This window comes from Nostoc sp. MS1, from assembly GCF_019976755.1.
Taxonomy (GTDB): Bacteria; Cyanobacteriota; Cyanobacteriia; order Cyanobacteriales; family Nostocaceae; genus Trichormus.
Genome location: NZ_AP023441.1, coordinates 3,532,051 through 3,548,194, shown reverse-complemented (window position 1 = coordinate 3,548,194; position 16,144 = coordinate 3,532,051). Strand labels below are relative to the sequence as shown.

Here is a 16,144-nt window from a genome sequence, read left to right as displayed (position 1 = left end):
AAAAAAATAGCAAAGCGACTGTCAGCCAGATTATAGATGCTTTGACGAAGCGAGGTAAGACAAGCCAAAAAAGATAATAAAAGTAATGAGTAGGAAGATAAAGATAAAAGCAGAGGAATTAAATAGCATACTCCCCACTAATTAAATCTTCACAACCATAAAATAATTACCTGTTAGGGAACATTATATGGGTGGCAAAGCCTCTTTCTTGATGCGCTTATTAAAAGTCGTTACTTGAGAGTAAAGTCTGGGTTGAATTTTGGGAATACTTGGTGTGGTTAGGTGATTGTCTACCTTTACATCCAGCCCAGTTTATTAATGTCGCACACTAAAGCATTTCTCAAACAATCATGAAGTATATTCAGTTTCCTCTATCTTTATCTATTATCGCCTTGCTTCTACCGTTAAATAGCCTCCAGCTTTCTGCGGCAATGGTACATCAAGAAAGTTGGCAGATCAGCCAAGCATTTAAGCCACCAAAACGACAAGGCCCCCCTGTCAGCGCTGGTGGATCTACCCGTGGTTCTTCTTCTTGTATCACTGAAAATAAATCTCTAACTCCCCTGATACCTACAAATAAATTAGGGTTGACGTTTTCTGAACGCCCGACATTGTTTTGGTTTGTACCACAAAACTCAGCGAAAACTGCTAATTTGGCACTGGTAACTTATCCAGAAAAAAAGCTACTTTACGAAACCACGCTCACACTACCCAATAAATCGGGAATCATTGGCTACACTTTACCTGAAAATTCCCCTACCTTAGAAATAGGTAAAACTTACCGTTGGTATCTGACTCTGGCTTGTAATCAGCAAGATTTTAGCGGTAATCCTACAGTTGATGGCTGGGTAGAACGGATTCAACCTGATTCATCAATATCACAGGCATTAGCAAAAGCCAATGCACGAAACTTACCCTCTATTTATGCTGAGGCGGGAATTTGGTATGAGGCGTTGGCTAGTTTGGTACAGTTACGCCGTAGTGAACCAAAGAACTTAACTCATATATTGAACTGGCGGCAATTTTTACAATCGGTGAAGTTAAGCGCGATCGCCTCTGAACCACTTTTAACAATTCAAAATTCAAAATTCAAAATTCAAAATTAAAGACATCTTCATATCGAGGAATTAAACCCTTGAATGTACTAGTAAAACTAAAACCACTATTTTGGCAATGGCGGGGTGTTGTCTTCGCAGTTCCCAATATTACAGTTTTGCTAATTGGTCTACGGTTGACAGGACTGTTACAGTTACTAGAGTTGGCAGCGTTAGACCAGCTTTTTTTGCTGCGTCCACCAGAACCGCCAGATAGTCGGATTGTGATAGTTGAGATTAACGAGGCTGATGTCCGTAAGCAGTCACAGTGGCCAATGTCTGATGAGGCTTTGGCTAGTGTATTAAATACTATTAAACAACAACAACCACGGGCGATCGGTTTAGATGTTTATCGTGATTTACCTGTAAATCCTGGGCATGAGGCTTTAGTTAAGCTGTTGGCATCTACGCCTAATTTGATTGGGGTGCAGAAACTTTCTGATACGGCTGATAGTTCTGCTGTGAATCCTTCCCCAATATTGAAGCAAAAGAATCAAATCGGTTCTAACGATTTACCTTTAGATGGGGATGGGAAGATTCGCCGGGGATTGTTGTATGTCAACGTGAACACGGATGATGTTCTTGAAAGCTTTGCTTTGAAGTTGGCATTGCTGTATTTGAAGCCGGAAGGTATTACAGAAAAACCAGCCGCTAGTAACCCCAATTATTTACAGTTAAATCAAGGTGTATTCCCCATCTTTGAGGCTGATGATGGGGGTTACGTCCGCGCTGATGCGAGAAGTTATCAAGTCCTATTAAATTACCGAGGACAGATACAGCAATTTACCAAGGTATCTTTAACACAAGTGCAAGAAAATCGCCTGCCTCCAGACTTGATGCGGGGGAAGGTGGTATTAATTGGGGCGACGGCTGAGAGTTTAAAGGATATATTCTACACACCTTACAGTAGCCGATTATTGTCCGCGCCGGAACGAATGGCGGGTGTGACAATTCACGCTAACTTAGTTAGTCAAATTTTGAGTGCGGCTTTAGATGGTCGTCCACTAATTAAGACTTTACCCGAAAGTTGGGAATGGTTGTTAATTTTGGGTTGGTCGATAATTGGTGCTAGTTTGCGTTGGCAACAACGTAACAACAAACATCAAAGAATTGTATTATTTGTGGGTGTTCCCCTAATTGGCGCGGGGATAGTTGGTGGTAGCTTTTGGGCGTTTGTCGCTGGTTGGTGGCTTCCTGTCGTTCCTTCTCTACTAGCATTTGGTGGATCTGCGATCGCAGTTTCTCTCTACATTGCCCAAAGTGTTGGCGAAATGCGGAAAAATATTGGGCGTTATTTAACTGATGAGGTACTGTCCAATATTTTAGAAACACCATCTGGTTTAAAGTTGGGCGGTGAACGGCGCAAGGTAACGGTGTTATTTTCCGACTTGCGCGGGTTTTCTGCCATGTCAGAACAGTTATCGCCTGAACAAGTGGTGCAGATGATCAATCTGTATTTAGGTGTGATGACTGATGTGATTAATCAGTACAAAGGTACGATTAATGAGTTTATGGGCGATGGGATTTTTATCATGTTTGGTGCGCCTATTTGTCGTCCTGATGACTCCCAAAGGGCGATCGCTTGTGCAATTGCTATGCAAAGGGCAATGATACAAGTGAATGAACAAAATCGCCAGTTAAATTTACCCCAGCTAGAAATGGGAATTGGCATTAATACTGGTGAGGTAGTGGCAGGAAATATTGGTTCACAAACACGCGCCCAATATACAGTGGTTGGAAGTCATGTAAATTTAGCAGCGAGAATTGAAACCTATACAGTAGGAGGACAAGTTTTAATTTCCGAACATACGCGCCAAGATGCCAAAGTTGATTTGCAAATTATCGGACAAATGCAAATCGAACCCAAGGGAATTAAAGAATTAATTACTATATATGAAGTCAGTGGGATTGGCGGTGAATATAACTTATCTCTGCCAGAAGATAATGATGTGATGGTGCAATTAAAATCTCCTGTACCTGTGGAATATCAAGTTTTGCAAGGTAAACAGGCAGTGGGTACATTATTCTCTGGTGAATTAATAAGTTTGAGTGAAAAGAAAGCGTTATTAAACTCATCTCATCTTTTACAAAACTTAGCTAATATCAAACTGAAGCTATTACATGAAGCGCAACTAGCTACTGTAGATATCTATGCCAAAGTAATTAAGCAATGTGAAGAAAACCAGTTTTTGTTACGGTTTACCAATGTGCCACCGCAGGCGGCTGATTCTTTGCGTCAACTTATTTAACATCGTCGCATAAATGGCGATCGCGATCGTCCACTTTAGGGTTATTCTGAAGATAATCACGCGCCGCATTGCAACCACGTTTGAGGAGTGTTTGCAAATCAAAATCCCAAAGCGAAATTTTCTGACCAGCAGCAGCGATAGTCTGGTCTACTGGGCTAAAACTCACGTCTCCTGCACCAAAACGTTCATAGATAGTTAACAAAGTACCATCTAAGCTCCAGAGTTTAACTGTTTTAGAATCAGCAGAAGCAATAATTTTGCTATCAGGACTGAAACTGATATTAGTAACCGGTTCCTCATTATTTAAAGTAACAACTTCTTGATTATTTAAACTCCAAATTTTTACAGTATTGTCTTTACTAGCAGAAGCAATTAACTTACCGTTTGGGCTAAATATAACACTCGTTACTCCATTACCATGTTCTTCAAAGGATTTCATTACAGTACCGTCTAGTTTCCATACTTTCACTGTTTTATCATCACTGGCAGAAGCAATTAAATCACCATTTGGGTTAAAGCTGACACTATTTACTTTCTTTTTATGCCCAAAAAAATTATAAATGACAGTACCATTTCTGCCCCAGAGTTTAACTGTTTTATCATCATAACTAGCTGAAGCAACTATGTTAGCTTTAGGATTGATGGCTACATCTGCAATTATATTTTTATGTCCTCTTAAAATCTGCAACTCTTGCACTGCTTGGTTGGAAGTTTTGGGAAGTTGCCACATTTTTACATTGTCCTTAATGCCAGAAATTGCTAATTTATCGGTATTAGGAATATAAAACATATTTGAAATAACATTAATTCCATAATCAATATTTTTTAAAGTTACATCTTTGGCAGGGCCATACTTTTTAAGCCTCCATAATTTTACAGTATTGTCTCCTGTACGAATAGCAATATTTTGTCTGTCTAAACTAAAGAGAAATGGTATATAATAGTCATTATAATTTTCATTCTCTCTCACAAACCGTTCTATTCTATCATTAGAAAAACCTGTTATGGTTGTTATAAAAGTACCGTCAATTCCCCAAATTTCGATAGTGTCTGTATTCGTACGAACGGCTAATGCTTTCCCATCTGGACTAAAGTTTATATCAGTATTTATATTTGTGCCATAGTTTATTTCCTTTGTTTTTAAATTAATAGCTTTGATAACAGTTCCATCATTTTTGAAGATTTTGATTTGATTGGCACGTTCCCAAACTGCTAAGTTTTTATAATTAGCACTGAAAACATACATATATATATTACTCACGAAATTTTTAAAATCAAAACTTGAAAGAAGATTACCATTATAACTCCATAATAAAATTTTTCTATCATTACTAATAGTGACAATAACTTTCTGATTTAGTATAAATTGAGCGTCGGATATGCTTTGTTCTTTATTTGGTGCAGAGAGTTTAGTGATCAACTTGCCATCCATCCGCCAAATTTCTATCTGCTTCTTATCATTATCCTTAACTCTATTTTGAATTATTACTATTTCACCATCTGGGCTAACACTAAGCTCCATTAAATCATCCGAGCTTAAAGATTTGATTAATTTACCGTTCGGTTTTAAAAATTTTATAATATTATTATTATCTAAAGTAACTAAATTTTCTCCATTTTTCCTCAAGCCAATATTGCGAATTGGAGCATTGATTGTACCGATCAATGTTCCATCTCTTTTCCAGATATTAGTAGACTCTTGACTAACTGTTATTAACGTTTCTCCATCAGCACTAAAGTAAATTTCATTAATTTTATACTTGTGTCTTTTTAACAACTTAATTAGCTGACCATTACTAGAATACAGTGCTACTGTATTATCACCTTTTATTAAAGCAATAGTCCTACCATCACGACTAAAACTTCCATCTACAACCTCACCTTCGATTGTCTTAATAAATTTTCCATCCTGCTGCCAAATTTGCACAACGCTCTCCTGGCTTGCAGAAACTAACTTCTGACTATCGCTACTAAAATTAATCTTTGAATTATTTCCTGGTATCAGTGTTTTAATATTTTTGTCTGGTTGCCATATCTGGACTTTATTCTTATTATTATTTAGAGCAATAAGTTTATTATTTGGGCCAAAAACAACCTCATCTAAACGGGCTTCATCGGTTATTTCAAAAGGTTTATTTTCCAAATTCCATAATTTTACAGTTTTGTCATCACTTCCAGAGACTAACATTTTCCCATCAGGGCTGACGCTAACACTGTTGACTGTATTTTTATGTCCTAATAGGGAAAACCCATATTTATTATTTGTGTTTAGTTCTGAAGTCTCTATATATATGTCCGATGAGTTAAAAGACACAGATGTCAAAGTTAGATTATCAGGATATAATTGAAAATATCCGTTAGTAGAACTAAGCGACCTAATCAGAGAGCCATCAAGACGCACTAGTTTTAAATAACTACTCCCCAATAAAATAATTATTTTATTATCAAAGCTGAACTCAGCTTTGATAATATCTTCTGTCCAGGTTTTGATTTTTTCACCATTAATGTTCCATAGATTAACTGTGTTATCCGTACTGCTAGAAACAATTAGCTGACCATCTCGACTAATGCTTAAACTTTTAATACTTTTATTATGACCCTGTGGTAATCTCTTAATTTTTATTCCATTAAGATCCCAAAATGTAATTTTACCGTTGGTATCACCAGAAATAACTTGTTCGCCATTAGAACTAATAGTAAAAGTTGTGATCTCACCTTCACTACTTTGAAAACTAGTTGTTTTTTTACTTTTTAAATTCAAAAGCTTTAATATTTTGTCTTCACTACTAACTATTACTTTTTTATTATCAGGTGTAAATCTGAGATTGGTAATTTTCTTATCATAAGGTTTAAACTTATCCAACTGTTCGCCATTTACGCTCCATATTATGACTGTACCATCAGCGCTACCAGAAACTACCTTTTGACCATCGTAACTAAAACTTACACTAGTCACACTATCAACATGACCTTCTAGACTATTAATTTCTCTAATCGTATAGGCTGTGTCTTGTAAAGCAGTTTTTACCTGCATCTCTGTTTCCGGTGATACCCCAACTGACCACCATTGTTGTAGTCGTTTTCCTGCTCTTAAACTTTCTACTAATGCTTCTAAATCTCGATTGGATGTTAATGATCTTTTGGCTTTAGCACTCATAGCTTGAAGTTGAGCATTGTTTTGATTAATTAATATAAAAGGTAAAAATATTGCCAATGCTCCTATAATGGTTGCTGATGAAACTTTCCAGAGCAAACCACGCCGTGCTTCTAGAAGTTGCTCTTGGAGAACAGCATTTAATTTTGCTTCTGTTAACTTTCTTTGTTCTCTTTCTTTTTCTAGTTCAGCAATTAATCTAGCTGATTGTTGTTGCCGAACAAATGGTACTAAATAATCATGTACTAGCTGATAGCGGTCAGCAGGTGAGGCGGGAACTCGCAATACTAAACCTGATTTAACTAGTATTTCTAAAACTAAATCTAGTTTTTCATCTGTGACATCTAACTCTAGTTCTAAATCAGCGCGGGTTTTTAAGGGTCTTGTATTGTTTTCATCCGTAAGTAAATATAAGACTAGCTTGGCTATTTGTTCATTCTCAGCACCACAATCTTTAACAATTTCTGCTAAAAAGCGCCCTACAAATTTTTCTTTTGGCCCATTTTCTTGATACTGTTCTAGTTTTATTATCTTATCAGTTTGTAATTGCGCTCCTACTACTTGTAGCTCAATTGGTCTGACTTCTCCTAAATCTCGTGCTAAATCTCTAACTAATTCATCTACTAAGGTTGCTTCTAAAAAAACTTGAGTTTTAGTTGTGAGAATTTGGATGATAGATTTAGTGTCTTTGGGTGAGAAATTACCTAAGTAGTAAAGAATGTCTTTATCTAAAATGTTGTTATTGATTACTTCAAAATCGGCTAGGCGATTATTACACTCTAAAAGGTAGTGTAAATAATCTTCTCGTAAGGATAAAATAACTTTGACAAATGGTGTATCAAGGCATTCGCGCAAAAATTCGTAAAAAGGTCGTCTGCTGGTTGGGTCTTTGTAGATAAAGAAAAATTCTTCAAATTGATCAAAGATGAGGACTGTTAGTAGGTTGTAATCATCATGTTTTGTTAGTTGAGTGATGATGGCGTTTGTAGAATCTAAAGTAGGATTGATATCCGCTTCGGCTGGGAGAAAATGTTTGACTTGTAAAATACTGTTTTTTAAAGCTTTACCTAAATCTTGTACCCAATCGGGATATACTTGTAGTAATACTGGTAAAACATCACGCACACCGATAGACCTTTGTTTTAAGGCGGGGACTAATCCAGCTTGTAAAATTGAACTTTTGCCTACGCCTGATTGTCCATGAATAATTGTGAGTTTGCGGTCTGGTTGACCCATGCGCTCAATTAGGCGAATAATATCTTGTTGTCTGCCAGAGGCGGCGATTTCTTGAGCAACGATATCTTGTTTTTCAACTAATAATAAAGCAGGGTTATTTACTATCTGTTGTGGTTGCAATCTACCTGCACCAATGAACGCACGAAAACCATATTGTTGTTCTAGCGATCGCTGCTCTTGTCTAATATTAAATGCTTTGAGATATTCGCCTTGCTGGAAGTAGAGGTCACGTAACTTACCTAAGATGCTAATATATAACTCAGGATCATACTGGTGTTTAGTTTGGGTACTAGCAGTTTCTAAGGTTTGCAATGCTGCTTGTGGTTGATTGAGTGTGGATTGCGATCGCCCTAATGCAAACAAGTACCAACCCCGATGATAGGAATTTTCCCAGTCTAAATCTGCTTCCATCTCCGCAGATACGGGAACAGTTGTATCTACTTGTGCGCTATCTAACAGCTTAATGGCTTGTTCCGCTTTTTCTTTGGCTTCATTCCACTGTAATTTTGATATCGCCACTTCAGCCAAAAACCCGTAAGCTCTAGCTACCTTGAATGTATGAGGATATGCTTGATGCAAAGCTAATGCTTTAGTCGCCACAGTTTCTAACTCTGTCCACTCTTGGAGTGCTTGCAATACTACTCCTAAAGCATTGATAAACTTGGCCACTAAATCTTGGCGGTTAGCAGACTCAAAGCCTGTGACACACTGCTGAAAATATTCTTTGGCTTGGATTTGTGCTGGTTGTTGTTCTCGGTGATTGAGTGCGGCGTATGTTAACCACCATAAACCCAGACAGTAGAGTAAACAAGCTCGTCGCTCTAAGATTTGGGGAGTTGGGGAAACTTGTCCCAAAAGTTGTAAACTACGTTCATAATGTTGTCGCGATCGCTCCATTGGACTAGAAGTAACTCGACCTAAAAGAAATTCTAAACTCGCTTCTAGTTCTGGACTCAGATTTAACCGCCGATTTTGTAATTCATTTCTGGCTGACTCTAACTCCATCCGCCGAGGAGAACCAACTTGTAAATTCAGCGCTGTCGCATCAAGAAATCTCCCCGCACCAGCCGCTAACACTTTTTCAAAGACCTCATCGGCAGTTTGTTCGATAAAATCAGTTAGGTCATTACTGGCGATCGCAAATTCAACTGTCGTACTCCAACTGTGGATATCCGGTGCTAACCGCATGAGTTTTTGTAGCACCTCATCCGTCACCCACAATACTAAGGGAAAGTGAAAGTTCCGCCTAAATTCTTCCCTGACTTGGTTTGCAGTGGTTAAAACCTGTTCTAAATTATTGACTGACTCTAAACCAGAAACCATCAACGCCTGGGGATGTTCATTACCCACAGCATCTTGGAGAGTTTTGTACAATGTCGTCACCGACTTAGCCAAAACTATCTCCCTAATTTCTGGTGAAGATGAGGCTTTGAGACTTTCTACCAACTGATTTCTCACAGTTCTAGCATTACACAATGCCAAAATCAGCGAAAATTCTCCTTGAGAAGTGGCGATCGCCCAATTTAATTCCTCTAAAGAATTGTCATTATTATCAGTTCTCATAACTTTAACCCTGGTGCTTCTGCCAACATAGGATTAATCCCAAACCAAAAACCATTGCGATCGCAATATTCATAGACAAACCGACTGTGTATTAAACTGCGATATCCTTCATCACCGTTGACTCTGTGATTTTTCGCTACTTGACGCAGTAGTTCCCACTCATCATCAGTAATTGCCAAAGCCATTTGATTACAGCGATATCTGACCACACTTTCTAATATTTCTCGCTCTAATGGCAATTTTCTTTGCTTTTTAATCCAATCGTAAAGCAGGCGGAGTAATTCGCGCACATGACCGCCACTCACCAGACACAACCTCTCGAAAGTTTGCGGCTGATCGAATATTTGCGAAATCAAATTCAATCGTTCTGTTTCCGGTACATAGGGAAAAGCCCGCGCCAGCACCATTTGTTTTAGTAAATACATCCCTTCTTCACAAATGAAGCCATTACGTTGCTGCGCGGGAACCATTGGTAATACTTTAGGGTCTACCATAAATCGCTGGGTTAACCGTTCTATATCATTGGAAAACCTCAACGATAGGGGAATTGTATAAACTACATGACATTTGAGTTGGCGTAACTGTTCACCCCGATCGACAAATATATATTCTGGTTGCGGTCTTCCCCAAGGCTTTTGCGAAATATCCAGACGGTCAAGATTATCAACAATGACTACCAGTCCTTTCTTATTGTGTTGCTTGAGTTTATCGGTAGCAGACTCTATTAATTCCTCGTTAATAACATCTAAAATGCTTTTGGTACGGGGGCCGAGATATTCTCTTAACTTGTTACGCAACTCAGGGCTATTTTTGACTTTGGCGGTAATCTTGCCTATCCCTAATGTAAACTCAGCCGACCATTCAATTTCTACCTGTACTAGTTTGGCTGCACCTTCGATGATTTTCCTCAGCCCTTTAGGTTCAGGGATTTTTAGTTGTTTTTCCAAACTGTCAAGACTTTCGGCAACACGACGAGCGATCGCTAGTAGAATATCCCCTATATCCACATCACTCATTTCTAAATCTTGACTAGACTCAAAATACACTACATGAAAACCTGCTTGTTCTAATTCGGCTTTGAGTCTGAGCAATTCTGTAGATTTACCGCAACCAATATGCCCTGTAAAAAGTTCACAGGTAGGCTCATCGGGCGAGAAAAATGTAATATTGTCTCTTAATTCTTCAATAATTCTGCCTCCCCGAACTGAGGCAAAATCAATATAGTATTGTTGATCCTCGGCGTTTTCCACCGCCAAAGTTTTGCTAGGGTTGCACGCCTGATAAAACTTTTGCAAGTCCAGTTTCATTCAATCTCTTGTCACAAGGTTTCCCCATTAGTTTATACAGAATCTTAGTTCAATTTTCCCAAAAAATACCTATTTTTTATTTTTTTCCAAAAGAATAAGACATTAATCAGCTTTAACGTTTTAAATATTGTCAAGCTACAGCTTGAGATAGGCTTATTATTTAATTTAGTGATTGCAGTTAATGACTCAAAAACCTTATTTTACTCTTTATAAAACTTAGCTAATCTCAAGCTGAAGCTATTACATGAAACTCAACTGGCTACTGTAGATATCTATGCCAAATTCATTAAGCAATATGAAGAAAACCAGTTTTTACTACGGTTTACCAATGTGCCACCGCAGGCGTTAGCGTAGCTTACCGGAGGTATCGCATTTTTCAATTTCCTACATCAAATTAAGTAATCAATAGAGTCATAGATATTTTTGAGCTTATTTCCTTACAAAAGTTAATACTTTAACTGCCATTTTTTGCAAAATTTTTGGGAAAACTCAATCTACGTTACTGTATTACTCCTTACAAGCGAGTGGTAACAGCTTGGCTTTCATATCTTCAAATTTGCATAAAAGCTGAAAAGCAAGCTGAATAGAAGATATGAACAAGAAAATTACATTTATTTTAGGAGAAGTATTATGCAACTGTTAGAACAAACTACTGTCAAAACTTTTGAGCAAAGTAATAATAATGTTAATTCTTCCAGCAAATCTCGCCCCCAACTGACAATGATTTGGGTAGAGGAATGTAATGAAGGGAATTGTAAATTAACTGCTAAATGGGTTGTTGAGTAAGAATAAAATTTAACCGCCGAGTAAAACTAATAATTGGAGGTGCTAACAAAATACATCGACGGTTCAATTTTTAACAACTTCTTGTTAAGCGATATGTAGCACTTTTCGTAATAGTGCTTGGTCTTCTAACTTCGCTTTTAGCCGACCATTTTCGATATCTCGAATCCAACTTTGGCTTTTACCTGTCAGCTTGGCCAATTCGCGCTGAGAAAGATTTAAAGTTTTTCGAGCTTGTAAAATTTGCTCACCAACTAAATCACCTGCTGTTTTGATTTTTTGTCTAGTCTTGGCTGTGCGCCGTTGTTTCTTCTCTGATTCGGCAATTTGTCTTTCCCATTCTGGCGGTAATTCAAAAGATAAAATCCGTGCATTCATCAACAAATTCCATTTACCACGGGGGCCGTTATCTGTGAGGCGATTTTCACCCCCAGCATCATTAATCCAAAACTCTAAGGCTTCATCGGGGTCTTCGGGAATATCTATTAACTTGGCCCATAATGGTTGAATTGCTGGGGGATAGGTAACGGGGTCAAAAATGGGTTTAATTCCTAAATGATTTAACACTTCTAAATCGCTTTCAAATGTTCGTAGTAGACGTTTGCGTTCGTCTCGATGTCTGGAAGCAAGATTGACTTTTTCTTGACCATAAGCAATGCGAAGTAAGGTAGGAACTGTAATACGTTGTTCCTTACCCATTTTGGTTTTAAACAGCAACCACAGCATTAGCCTTACTGCTCCCTCATGTTGCTGCCAGATACTCATGACTGTAGTTAACACAGTCTTGGGTAGGCTGCCATATTGATAGAATGCGGCGCGTTCTTTGCATCCTTGTTTATTGAGGAAATATTGGCTCCATATCCCGGCTTTAACTTTAAAAGTTAGCCCTACTAGATATTTACAACCCAAATTATCTTCTTGAAAATGGTGCTGAATACCTATCAAATGCCACAAGCGGTTACTGCTAACGGAAAACCCCTTGACTTGTCCTTGCTGGGGCCAGTCCATCGAGATAATAAGAGAGCAAGCTTGCTGCACAAGATTTTTCATTAGAGCTAATTTGGCAGCTTTGCTTAAGTCTTTGCGTTTTTCTAACCCTAAGTATTTTTCTAGCTGTCGTTCATCGATAGTAAACTCCTGCTCCCAAGGTTTATCTAAAGCGGTAGCATGGGCAGCTAGAATCAAATGGATACAAGCGGCTCTAATATCAAACGCTTCGAGAACTTCCAAATCTCTTACCTTATCGTTGACTTGGAATGGGTTCTGGATGTGGAAAGCAATTTTACCTCGTCCTTGGTTAACGACCCGGCTGTAGCAGACATAGCCGGCTTCATCTATTTCCCAATTTAGGGATGTACGTTGTGCTAGTAGGTTGCAGGCTTCCCAAATTGCGATCGCCGATGCAAATGGGTTATTCTTTCCATTGGAAAATAAGTCAGGACTAGTAGCATCTCGCGGTTCTACTTTACATCTCCCCTTCTTGGCTTGCCACTGTATTGGGGATTTTGTCGGACAGGCTATCACACACTGCGGTTCGGCATAATAACCTTCACAATTATTACAAAGAAATGGATCTATCCAGTATTCATTTTTTTCTATTGTGATTGCACCCGTAGGACATTGGGGACGGCAGTTGTCACATCCAACGCAACTGTTGTTAGGAATTGTATAAGGCATATAACGTTCTTCCCACCCTAATCGTTGAGATGTTTGGCTCAAGTTTCCCCCCTAGATGTGTCCTTATAACTAACTAAAAAGTTTTGCGTAGTGAGTCGTGAGTAAGGAGTTTTGCTTATCTCCCCTGTTACTCTGCTCCCCATTCACTACTCCTTTACAAATTAGCTATCTAGCAAAAATACTAGATTCTTGCCAAAATAATTGCTCACATCCATCTTGAGTTCTTGCATCCAGTTGGAAGCTATTTCAGACTTTGAACTAGAGCCTAAGATTACTTCTTCATTCAATAAACATTTCATAACTAATTTAATAAATTTGTTCATAATGAGCCTACAAATGGTTCTTAAGATTTTAGGAAATACTACGCTTGCGAACATTTTTATTTAACCTTAAATGCTTAACCAAAATATTTTTCAGAAACCTTAACATCGCTAATAACTAGGCTTAGTTGCTTTTATTAATAATTTTAATATTTGATTCTTAATTAATAATCTGCCAACCAAATAACAGATTATTTAGCTAAAAGAAGTCAGCACAAATGACTAGCTTCTGCATTTTGTATATTTATATACTATTTGTAGTGTTATTTTAATAATTTTTTAAAAGATGCTAATAAATATCATTAAGTAGGTGGACACAATTTTTATAAGACGCATTTCGACTACGCTCAATGCTCGTTAACCTTATTAGAAGAGGGTTGATCGCAGTCGAAACCCGGCGCTATCAAGTTAAGTTTAATTTAGTCCTTCTACTTACCCTGCTGGGTAGTCAAAATACTTTAAAAATAAAAATATGTATCTGTTGGTATTTGTTAATACTTTTATTTACAATTTATCAGCAGCAAAGCGCTATATAAGAGGTTATTTATAAAGTAAAAATAAAATTCTTGTAGGGTGTGTTAGGCGCAGATTTTGACTATAGGTTCTCATGAAAAATCTGATAGAAGCGCCTAACGCACCGTTAGATCAGATGGTGCGTTAGGCTGAAGCCATAACACACCCTACTTAAGATTTACTTTATAAATAGTCTCTAAACAAATTTATTATAGTAAACATTTGCATGATTAAAATCAATAAGTATTTACCCATTCTCATTGCCATCTAATATTAATAACAATTTTTCTCATCTGTTTATAAATCACTAAAGCAATAAGTAAAATGTATAAAGTCAGGGAATTTTGACTCTTACAAATTAGTCGATTAATAACTAAATAAGTAGACAATATTAAGTTAAGATGATGATTAAAGTAATAGACGATTTATTGGCATAATCGCCAGGAGAACATACATGGCCGTACTCACAGGATTGACCTACGGAGGCAACACTTGGACACCTAAATTCGCCCAAGAAATTGACAAAGATAAATGTATCGGTTGTGGCAGATGTATTAAAGTATGTGGCTATCCTGTGTTGGATTTAAAAGCACTCAATGAAGAAGGCGAATTTGTAGACGATGAGGAAGATGATGAAATCGAGCGCAAAGTAATGGTAGTTGCTCATCCAGAGAACTGTATTGGATGTCAAGCTTGTGCGCGGATTTGTCCTAAAAACTGCTACACTCACGCCACATTGGAAAATTAAGCTATTCAGCAAAGGACATTGTTGGTTGCAAGGTAATAAGAGGGGAGGAAGAAATTCAAAATTCAAAATTAATCTTGTGAATTTTGTAATTTGGATGGAGATTTATTGTTCTACAAGATACTACCGAGATGTAGTAAAAAGTTTGCGGTAAACAAAAGCGTAAATCATTAATTGTTAACTATTAAACAAATCATACTTGCTGATAAGAATAATGATGTTCTTTGGAAATAGAGGCGCGTAGTTACGCGCCTTTACTTTTATGAATATACAGGAAGTTATTGTTAAGTTTTTAAGGGAAGATGTGAAGATAAATGGAATAATTCCCGTAAGTTTTATAAGTGTAAGCTAGAAATTAAATAAGTGAAATATCAGGTATTGGGGATTAGGTACTGGTGGTAGTTAAGCAATGACCCTCCGGGTTCGCCAGTTCCCTACGGCGGCAGACCCTCCTACAGGACTGGTCTCACCAATGACCAATTACCCATTACCATAAATATATGAGTAGGTGGTATGCAACAAATTCCTGTTTCACTGTGGACTCTAATTGCAGGAATAGTAGTTGGAGTCGCCAGTCTTTGGCTTGGTCAAAATCACAATCTACTGCCTATTGAAGCATCGCTACAAGCGCCTTTGGTCGATGGCTTTTTTAATATTATGTTTACCATTGCCGTGGCGCTATTTTTGGTAGTGGAAGGCACGATTTTGATTTTCTTGTTTAAATATCGTCGTCGTCGCGGTGATAATACTGATGGCTTACCAGTAGAAGGGAACCTTCCGCTAGAAGTTTTTTGGACGGCGATTCCATCAATAATTGTGATTTGTTTGGGTATATACAGTGTAGATGTCTACAATCAAATGGGAGGATTAGAGCCTGGAAGTCATCCCCATTCTTCATCTCACGTAGCTCATGCTTCTGGAAGTGCCATAGCTGCTACCTTAAATGATAGTGCGGCTACTCCAGGTATCGGCATTGGGGCAAACCCTACAAATCAAGGTAAGAACGCAGACTTGGTAGTTAATGTAACTGGGATGCAGTTTGCTTGGTTATTTGACTATCCCAATAATGGTATATCGGCCGGAGAATTACACGTTCCCGTGGGTGCTGATGTGCAACTCAACCTGAAAGCGCAGGATGTGATTCACTCATTCTGGGTTCCACAATTCCGGCTCAAGCAAGACGCAATTCCCGGTATCGCTACTCAATTAAGATTCGTCGCTACTAAGCCAGGAACATATCCGGTGGTGTGTACTGAATTGTGTGGTGGTTATCATGGTTCGATGCGGACACAGGTTATTGTCCACACACCAGAGGAATTTGATAGCTGGTTGGCAGAAAATCAGGTAGCGCAACAAGATTTACATCAAGCTGTCGCAGTTAACCCAGCTAGTTTATCAGCATCAGAATTTCTTGCACCCCACACCCACAATATGGGGATTAACGCAGAGACTTTGGAGTCAATAGTCAATAGTCAATAGTCAATAGTCAATAGTCAATAGTCA

Annotated in this window: 8 protein-coding genes; 5 read left to right on the top strand and 3 right to left on the bottom strand. The window is 38.0% G+C overall.

Translation table 11 applies throughout. The features are described 5' to 3' along the window. Positions 1-350: 350 nt before the first annotated feature. Both NSMS1_RS15340 and NSMS1_RS15335 read left to right on the top strand, forming a co-directional pair. On the top strand, positions 351-1,106 hold the full coding sequence (locus NSMS1_RS15340; protein ID WP_224094998.1) for a DUF928 domain-containing protein: 756 nt from the start codon (positions 351-353) through the stop codon (positions 1,104-1,106). 29 nt (positions 1,107-1,135) lie between these two features. After that, complete coding sequence (locus NSMS1_RS15335; protein ID WP_224094996.1) at positions 1,136-3,343, top strand: CHASE2 domain-containing protein; 2,208 nt, start codon at positions 1,136-1,138, stop codon at positions 3,341-3,343. Here the strand turns inward: NSMS1_RS15335 and NSMS1_RS15330 are convergent. Next, positions 3,336-9,296: a hypothetical protein gene (locus NSMS1_RS15330; protein ID WP_224094994.1), complete on the bottom strand. Its 5,961-nt coding sequence runs from the start codon at positions 9,294-9,296 to the stop codon at positions 3,336-3,338. The genes NSMS1_RS15335 and NSMS1_RS15330 overlap by 8 nt on opposite strands. Further along, positions 9,293-10,603, bottom strand: coding sequence for an ATP-binding protein (locus NSMS1_RS15325; RefSeq protein WP_224094992.1), 1,311 nt, complete (start codon positions 10,601-10,603; stop codon positions 9,293-9,295). The genes NSMS1_RS15330 and NSMS1_RS15325 overlap by 4 nt, the downstream gene beginning before the upstream one ends. A 630-nt stretch (positions 10,604-11,233) precedes the next feature. Here NSMS1_RS15325 and NSMS1_RS15320 point away from each other — a divergent pair. Beyond that, positions 11,234-11,389: a hypothetical protein gene (locus NSMS1_RS15320; protein WP_224094990.1), complete on the top strand. Its 156-nt coding sequence runs from the start codon at positions 11,234-11,236 to the stop codon at positions 11,387-11,389. Positions 11,390-11,473: 84 nt separating this feature from the next. Here the strand turns inward: NSMS1_RS15320 and NSMS1_RS15315 are convergent, their stop codons facing one another. Further along, on the bottom strand, positions 11,474-13,063 hold the full coding sequence (locus tag NSMS1_RS15315; RefSeq protein ID WP_224095240.1) for a helix-turn-helix domain-containing protein: 1,590 nt from the start codon (positions 13,061-13,063) through the stop codon (positions 11,474-11,476). A gap of 1,287 nt (positions 13,064-14,350) precedes the next feature. Between NSMS1_RS15315 and fdxB the strand changes: the two genes are divergently transcribed. Both fdxB and NSMS1_RS15305 read left to right on the top strand, forming a co-directional pair. Continuing rightward, a complete protein-coding gene (gene fdxB, locus NSMS1_RS15310; protein ID WP_224094988.1) occupies positions 14,351-14,644 on the top strand; it encodes a ferredoxin III, nif-specific in 294 nt (97 codons plus the stop codon). A gap of 510 nt (positions 14,645-15,154) precedes the next feature. After that, positions 15,155-16,120 (top strand): cytochrome c oxidase subunit II, encoded by a 966-nt coding sequence (locus NSMS1_RS15305; protein WP_224094986.1) that lies wholly within the window; start codon positions 15,155-15,157, stop codon positions 16,118-16,120. The last annotated feature ends 24 nt before the right edge of the window (positions 16,121-16,144 follow it).